Here is a 7175-nt window from a genome sequence, read left to right on the forward strand (position 1 = left end):
GCCAGAAAACCTTTTAGCATCGTCTATCCCTCCTTTTTATTTACTATAGGTGAGCTAAAAGGCTAGATATTGACCACAAAATTCAATATGATTGACAAAACACGACAAAAAAAGAATTAAAAAATGCACAGCATACAGGACGATGCAGGCACGGTTTATGGAGGTCTGGGACATTTGTTGCTGGAGTTCTATCTATCCAAACAACTCCCCATTCCAGAAAAACTACTCGCTATACAGGACGTTGAACGCTTTGAATTTGTCATCTGGCGTGAGTTGCTCATGCAATTACAGCAAAAGTTGCAGATTCCTGCCTTAGGCCTGGAAATTGCTAATTTCGTACAACCCCGACATCTGGGCATTATTGCCTATCTGGCGCTGTCCTGTGAAACCTTGGGCGAAGCCATGATGCGCTATCATGACTATCATCGTCTGGTCTATGACGGCAGTCCTTTAGAAGTCCGGGTCGAAAATGACTACCTGTCAATTGCCTGGGTCGATGTTCCTCTAAATCTGGCGACTCAATTGACTGATGAAGTCGCCATGGCATTGATGCTGAAATTTGTACGTTCGCTGATGGCTACCGATGATATTCACTTACATGAAGTTCATTTCCGCCAGCCGACCAACAAGTATCTCAATCTGTATGAACAGTACTTCCGTTGCAAGGTCCGTTTTGATCAGCCAAAGAGTGTGATTTTTATGCATGTTTCTGAACTGACGAAACCATTACGTCAAGGTGACCAGACGCTACAGAAACTGTTAAAACAACAGGCAGAAGCCTTATTGGAAAAACTGCCGAATACTTCACAGATAGATCATCGGATTCAGCAGGCGATCCTGACCGGACTGCAAAAAAACATGTTTCAGATTGAGCATATTGCCCGTCAGTTACACTGGTCGGTTCGGCAGTTGCAGCGTCATTTGCAAAAACAGGGCAAGACCTATCAGCAGCGAATGCAGGAAATCCGTTTTATGCTGGCCCAACAATATTTGACCGATGAAAATCTAAGCCTGCACGAGATTTCCCTGTTATTGGGTTATTCAGAACAAAGTGCCTTCCAGCGTGCCTTTAAGCAGTGGACCCGCCAGACGCCGCAACAGTGGCGCTCAGACTATCTGAAAAACAAAACACAGGAGAAATTTTTAGATTACCCAATATCAAATTTAGATTTTTGAGTAAAAATAATAAAGATAATTCAAGAGAAATAAACTTTTAAACCTGAATAAAAAAAGCTCATAGTAATCCTGAGCTTTTTCTGTTTCACATGGAAGAGTCATGAAATTTTAAAAAATGACCCATTATAAAAATGGATTATCAATTTCCTGAGCGTCATCACGCTGGATCTTGTCAGGCAGATCCGGGGTATTTTCCAGTTGCTGTACCACATCATTGAGTAGCGCCTGCAAGGCCTTGGCTGCTTTCAGTCCGGCCTGATCCTTGGTTAACTGCAAGTTTCCATAAAGGCTGACACAGTCCACATCATTTTCAATGGTCAGGTCATGAATCGCATGTGATTCGGTGCCGTTTTCATAAGGTTTAAACATTTTTTCTGTCGCTTCCTTGTTGTTTTTTAATTGTACCGGACAGATTTATGCTACCTGAATCCTGTCTGGCACAACAGAATTATTTCAAAAGCTGTAAAATGAACTGTAGCACTGCTTCCAGCAACTGCTTGATCAATGCACCTTGCGGATCATTATTGTCTGCTGCGTCACTAGTGGAGCCCTCAGATGTTGAAGTATTCCCGCTCACAGACGTACGACCTCCACCAGAACGTTTGAATTCCTCTTGTAATGCTTCCAGGTCACTCTTGGATACATCTTCGGCGCACTGGCTTTCTGCATCCCAGTTTGCATAGGTGATAGGCTTATTGGCCTTCACCTCGCTGGCTTTCAAAGGCAGCTTATAGGTATTACGTTTCTGTTCTTCAGTCAGTTGCGGGAAGATGTTGATATTAACCAGTTCCTCCAGGGCACAGACGCTGATGATCTGGACTTTTGGTGCCGGATTTTTCAGGTTGTTATCCACATAATACACCCCGGCTGCACCAGTTTTCGGCATATATACCGCTTTATAGGTCGCATTCGGTACGATTACGCCTTTGCCAATCGTCTCCAGCTTTTTCGCGCTATAAACCGGTCCCGTAACCACATAGACATCCTGTTTCTGTTTAGTCACCACCGCACGGGTGGCTTCTTCCAGTTCACGCCACGCCTGCTGATTGTTCTTCGGGGCTTGCGGTACCATGTTGGCTAAGGAGAAACTGTCAAACTGTGCCTGCTTGGTTGGCATATCAGCATTTGGCGCCATATGGCCACGGTCATAGCCAGTACCACGGTAATCTGCCAGAGTTGCACGATGCGCCGAACTGACACGTTCTTCCTCATGGAAGCTGTCTTCACGCGGAATCTTTTGACTCAGGCGAGATGGCGTCAGTAATTCTGCCACCCATAATGGTGTTTTGGAGACACCAGAATACATGACATTAAAGCCGTTAAAGCACAGTGCATAGCTGTTCTTTTTTAAGCTGTCCTTCATTAAGTAAGGTGGCACATCCCGGTAAAACTGATCCAGACAGGCAGAATTTGATGGTGAAGACAGCGATACCCACTGGCTGATTTTTTCTTGACCAAAGGCAATCGCAAAACTACCCGATGCCACCACACCCAGGATAATTTTTACAGTATTTTCGTTAAGGAACCGAAAGACAGGATTTTTTTTGGTACGTTGCTTCTTGGCCATGATTACAGCTACTTTAGAACATCTACAGCGGGTGTTGCCGAGCTTAACAAGCCCTGTAAGCCGTGTATATCATGACATTTCTAATCGCTTAACAAATAAGCGATATGTAAATAAACATCCATTAAGTATGTAACAGCCTGTCGGTTTTTTACGAATACTTGAACTAGATTTCAACCCATTTATGTAGCTTTCCTTGCTGCCTACTCTTTAATTATGCAATTGTAAGAACCTCTAATTCCTCGAAGAAATATACGAAGGAGCATTGTGATGTTATCGCTGAAGAAAAACTCCCATACTTGCAAAACTCATTATTCAAAATTACTGGCTCTAGGTGTATTTACCAGTGTAATGAGCCTCAGTGCATTGGCTGAACCACGGGTACAGCCGGGCGAAACATTAGAAAGCCTGTCCAAGGCACGAATTAGCACCACTGTAAACGGTCAGAATGCTTCTCTGGAAAATTTGGTCAATTCTGGTCAGATTCGTTTAGTGCAGCCAAGTCAGGCACCTGCTATGCAAAATAATCCGTCGTCTGGCATACAATCTGGTCAGCCGGGCATGTCTCAGGCTCCGGGTATGATGCGCCATTCTCAAGATCCTGCCATGATGCGACAAGGTGCAACTCCAGACATGCAGCAGCCCAACGATCCCCGTACTCTGCCTGAGATGCAGCAAGATTCCCCGATGACACCAGCAGGCTCTACTGCTCCAGGTGTAACTACTCCATAACGGGTCTGAAACAGATATTAAAAAACCAGAGCTGAACTCTGGTTTTTTTCATTTTAAATATTGTTGCTAGATTTCGATCTGGCTACCAAGTTCCACCACCCGGTTAGTTGGAATCTGATAGAAATCACTCACCGGACTGGTATTACGTTGCATTGAAATAAACAGTTTTTCACGCCATGGTGACATGCCTTCTCCGATTGCATGAATTACCCGGTCACGAGAGATAAAGAAACTGATCTGCATCAGATCATAGTCAAAGCCCCATTCCGTGTAGGCTTGCTTGACCGCCCGTGGAATATCAGGCTGATCCTTGAAACCGAAATAGGCATAAATCCGGTAAAAATGCTCATTCAGCTTTTCAACTTCTACCCGATCTTCCTCTCCCACAAAGGGAATATCCCGGGTAATCACCGTGACCATGATATTACGTTGATGCAGTACCTTGTTATGCTTGATGTTATGCAGCATGGCATGTGGTACGACATCCGGAGTTCCGGTCAGGAAAATGGCATCTCCCGGCACAAACTGGGTACCGCCACCGGTAGAAACACTCTTGATAAATAGCTCAATTGGCAAGGTATTTTGCTGCATACGTTTGAGTAACAGTTCGCGGCCATCCTTCCAAGTCATGAGTATCGTAAACAATACTGCGCCAAGCATGATTGGCACCCAGCCACCCGAATAGATTTTCAGTGAAGTAGATGCGACAAAAATCAGATCGAGCGCCAGAAAAGGAGCCGCGAATAATAGTACTTTCCAGATTGGCCAGCGCCAGAAACCATAAGCCAAAATAGAGATCAAGATCGTGCCACAGAGCATGGTCATGGTTACTGCCACCCCATAGGCGCTGGCAAGTCTCGCACTGTTCTCAAATAACAAAATCAGAATCACGACCGAAATAAACAGCATCCAGTTAATGAATGGCAGATAAATCTGGCCACGTTCTTCAGCTGAAGTGTGTTTCACGCTCAAACGTGGTAAATAGCGCAGCTGAATTGCCTGATTGACCATCGAGAATACCCCGGTAATCACGGCTTGTGAGGCAATGACCGCAGCAGCCGTTGCCAGACCAATCATTGGATACAGGCTCCATTCCGGCAGCAGCATATAGAATGGATTAGCCAAAGCTTCTGGACTACGTAGCAGAAGCGCACCCTGCCCTGCATAATTGAGTAACAGACATGGCAAGACAATAATGAACCAGGCCAGACGAATTGGCAGGCGACCAAAATGTCCCATATCTGCATAAATCGCTTCGCCTCCGGTCATGGTCAGAATCACTGCGCCCATGGTCAGGAAAGCCACATAAGGTTGATCTACCACAAAATGATAAGCCCAATAAGGGTTAATCATATGCAGGACTGTCGGCGTCTGGATGATACTCCATAGACCAAAGCCACCAATCGACAGGAACCACAGTAAAGTCAGTGGACCAAAAAATTTACCCATGGTCCCGGTGCCATGACGCTGTACCAAAAACAGGCCAGCAATAATTCCAATGGATAAAGGCTCCAGCCATTTATTAAACACTGGCGTAGCAATACTCAATCCTTCAATGGCAGAGAGTACAGAAATCGCAGGTGTAATAATCCCGTCACCAAAGAACAATGAAGCACCAATAAAGCCTAAAGCAATCAGATAAATCTTTTTCTTATCCGAGATTAGTGTTGTCCGCAGGTTGAGGGCCAGCAGTGACATGATGCCGCCCTCACCATTGTTGTCAGCACGCATGATGATGGTGACGTATTTAAAACTCACTGTCAGCATGATGCACCAGAAGATCAGGGAGAGAATGCCCAGTACCGAGGCTTCGCTGATGGCAAGATGCGAGGTCAGGAAACATTGGCGCAGTGCATAAAGAGGACTGGTACCAATATCACCAAAAACGACCCCAAGCGCAGCCAGCGTAATGACTGGTAAAGCTGCTTTTTGTGCAGTACTTTGCATATATTGTCTTCGTTTTAGAAAGTATTTTTGCGAATCATAGCACTGCCTCCAAACTTTTTCTGCAAATCAATTGTTTCAAGCTTGGCAGACTGGTTTTTTTTCTATATCATCCACCGCCATGGTGAAGTGTCCGAGTGGCTGAAGGAGCACGCCTGGAAAGTGTGTATACGTTAATAGCGTATCGAGGGTTCGAATCCCTCTTTCACCGCCAAATATCATTATCATGTAGCCACATGATGTCTTAAAAGGCTTAAATCTAAAGGGTTTAAGCCTTTTTTGTTGGCTGTAATTACATATCATGCTGCAATTTCACTATTGGCTATTCCTCAACGCCTTCATTTTTAGCTTTTAGAAAAGAAAAAATATTTAATCAGATTCTTTAATTTTTATGGCTTAATAAAGGAAAATTCATTAAGTTGTTGGCTAAATTCCATTTTTAGATGTTACAGCAATTTTAATTTTATGAACCATTATCAAGCTTGTAATATTCTGCCAATTGTTTGAAAAGTGATCTAATATAAAATGTGTAATCAGAAGCTCGCTGTAGTTTCTTTTCCAATTTAATACCTCCTTCCTTATGATGGAGGTATTTTTTTTATTTAAAAAAATCAGTTCTTATACAGTGGTGAATTCTCTTATACTCTTATTATTCAGCCCCGGATAACAACTAGAAAAGACGATGAAAAAACTAACCTTTACTACCCTGCTCGTTATGTTTGTTATTGCTGGTTGCCAAAAGCAGCCTGAGCAGGCAGAAGCCGCAATGTCGACAGATAAAAACTCTGTAGATGTCATTCAGTTTGAACAGGCGGATCAGAAAATCAGTGGTTTTCTGGACCAGTTAGATAACCCGGCTACACCTATGGAACTTCGCAAGAAAATCATTTGCGAAGATTATCCTGAGGTGTATTTTAAAGAATATGTACCTGCCTTTATAAAAATTGCGCCAGAAAACACAAAAGAACAGTTAGCACAGGATTTGAAGCTGGCACTGGATTTTTATAAGAAGAAGGACAATGTCGTTTGCTAATGCTTGTCTTTTAATTAATGAACAAATGAATTGCCCTCTTTTCCCTATATATATTTCATGAAAGTTATACAAAAAATTCAGTTACTGAATTCTAACTTGGCATAAAAATAGCTTAATTTTATTGTCATCATCGCTATGTTATGTTGCTCTTAGCGGGCACATAAAAGGAGAACAAAAACCAGTAGATCCAACCAACCACGCCATTGATCTTGATTCAAACTAAAAGCTAAAAGATAGACACACTGCTATTCGGGAGCGAACATGAATAACAGCGCAAACTATGCAAAACAGATCAAAAATGCTAAACGTGGCGGTTACACTCCGACCATTGCCAAAGACGTCAACAAACATAAGATTCAAAAAGCCCTCAGACTCATCGAACAGTGGAGAAGCCTCGCTCAAGAACTCAAACCCCAAATGCAGTTTGACATGGCCTTTACCTTGGAGGAATGTGCTCAGGATCTGGACCGTATCCTAAAAAGCCGATAAACCTAGTTTTTATTCATCTCTGAAACCAGTTTAAATTTTCCACCCTCGCCCACACTTTCGCATGTGGGCGATTTTCATGAATCCAGCTGATGTATTTCAAGTTTTGCAGCTTTTCGTATCATGCAGAATTCAATCAAACTTAAAATTTTACCAAAGCATTTAAACGGTTATTTTTTGGCTTGCATCACCTCAAAAAATCTGTAGAATGCACACCACAACGCCGGCATAGCTCAGTTG

Annotated in this window: 7 protein-coding genes and 1 tRNA gene; 5 read left to right on the forward strand and 3 right to left on the reverse strand. The window is 43.2% G+C overall.

Features of this window, described 5'->3' with window-relative positions; genetic code table 11:
- Window positions 1-123 precede the first annotated feature (123 nt).
- Window positions 124-1176 carry an AraC family transcriptional regulator gene (locus B4033_RS01385; RefSeq protein WP_286831387.1) on the forward strand — a complete coding sequence of 351 codons (1053 nt, stop codon included), beginning with the start codon at window positions 124-126 and terminating at the stop codon, window positions 1174-1176.
- A gap of 123 nt (window positions 1177-1299) precedes the next feature.
- Here the strand turns inward: B4033_RS01385 and B4033_RS01390 are convergent, their stop codons facing one another.
- Both B4033_RS01390 and B4033_RS01395 read right to left on the reverse strand, forming a co-directional pair.
- On the reverse strand, window positions 1300-1545 hold the full coding sequence (locus B4033_RS01390) for a hypothetical protein (RefSeq protein WP_004813651.1): 246 nt from the start codon (window positions 1543-1545) through the stop codon (window positions 1300-1302).
- A gap of 79 nt (window positions 1546-1624) precedes the next feature.
- Window positions 1625-2743, reverse strand: a complete 1119-nt coding sequence (locus B4033_RS01395) for a DNA/RNA non-specific endonuclease (RefSeq protein ID WP_286831394.1) — start codon at window positions 2741-2743, stop codon at window positions 1625-1627.
- Window positions 2744-3010: 267 nt separating this feature from the next.
- Between B4033_RS01395 and B4033_RS13625 the strand changes: the two genes are divergently transcribed.
- Window positions 3011-3472 (forward strand): hypothetical protein, encoded by a 462-nt coding sequence (locus tag B4033_RS13625; protein WP_286831397.1) that lies wholly within the window; start codon window positions 3011-3013, stop codon window positions 3470-3472.
- A gap of 66 nt (window positions 3473-3538) precedes the next feature.
- On the opposite strand, the gene B4033_RS01405 is transcribed toward B4033_RS13625, so the two are convergent.
- Window positions 3539-5419, reverse strand: a complete 1881-nt coding sequence (locus B4033_RS01405) for a potassium transporter Kup (RefSeq protein ID WP_005220646.1) — start codon at window positions 5417-5419, stop codon at window positions 3539-3541.
- 120 nt (window positions 5420-5539) lie between these two features.
- Here B4033_RS01405 and B4033_RS01410 point away from each other — a divergent pair.
- The 3 genes from B4033_RS01410 (at window position 5540) to B4033_RS01420 (ending at window position 6938) form a co-directional block, all read left to right on the forward strand.
- Window positions 5540-5630: transfer RNA gene (locus B4033_RS01410), tRNA-Ser, on the forward strand.
- Between the two features lie 468 nt (window positions 5631-6098).
- Window positions 6099-6449 carry a hypothetical protein gene (locus B4033_RS01415; RefSeq protein WP_004813657.1) on the forward strand — a complete coding sequence of 117 codons (351 nt, stop codon included), beginning with the start codon at window positions 6099-6101 and terminating at the stop codon, window positions 6447-6449.
- A 261-nt stretch (window positions 6450-6710) separates the two neighbouring features.
- Window positions 6711-6938 carry a hypothetical protein gene (locus B4033_RS01420; protein ID WP_004813658.1) on the forward strand — a complete coding sequence of 76 codons (228 nt, stop codon included), beginning with the start codon at window positions 6711-6713 and terminating at the stop codon, window positions 6936-6938.
- Window positions 6939-7175: the final 237 nt, after the last annotated feature.

The sequence above is a fragment of the Acinetobacter sp. UBA3132 genome (assembly GCF_002364825.1).
GTDB lineage: Bacteria > Pseudomonadota > Gammaproteobacteria > Pseudomonadales > Moraxellaceae > Acinetobacter > Acinetobacter schindleri.

What these genes read in the sequence shown, in the direction of transcription:
- B4033_RS01415 (WP_004813657.1), top strand. Translation starts at nt 6,099, where the DNA reads ATGAAAAAACTAACCTTTACTACCCTGCTCGTTATGTTTGTTATTGCT.
- B4033_RS01390 (WP_004813651.1), bottom strand. Translation starts at nt 1,545, where the DNA reads ATGTTTAAACCTTATGAAAACGGCACCGAATCACATGCGATTCATGAC.
- B4033_RS01395 (WP_286831394.1), bottom strand. Translation starts at nt 2,743, where the DNA reads ATGGCCAAGAAGCAACGTACCAAAAAAAATCCTGTCTTTCGGTTCCTT.
- B4033_RS01405 (WP_005220646.1), bottom strand. Translation starts at nt 5,419, where the DNA reads ATGCAAAGTACTGCACAAAAAGCAGCTTTACCAGTCATTACGCTGGCT.
- B4033_RS13625 (WP_286831397.1), top strand. Translation starts at nt 3,011, where the DNA reads ATGTTATCGCTGAAGAAAAACTCCCATACTTGCAAAACTCATTATTCA.
- B4033_RS01420 (WP_004813658.1), top strand. Translation starts at nt 6,711, where the DNA reads ATGAATAACAGCGCAAACTATGCAAAACAGATCAAAAATGCTAAACGT.
- B4033_RS01385 (WP_286831387.1), top strand. Translation starts at nt 124, where the DNA reads ATGCACAGCATACAGGACGATGCAGGCACGGTTTATGGAGGTCTGGGA.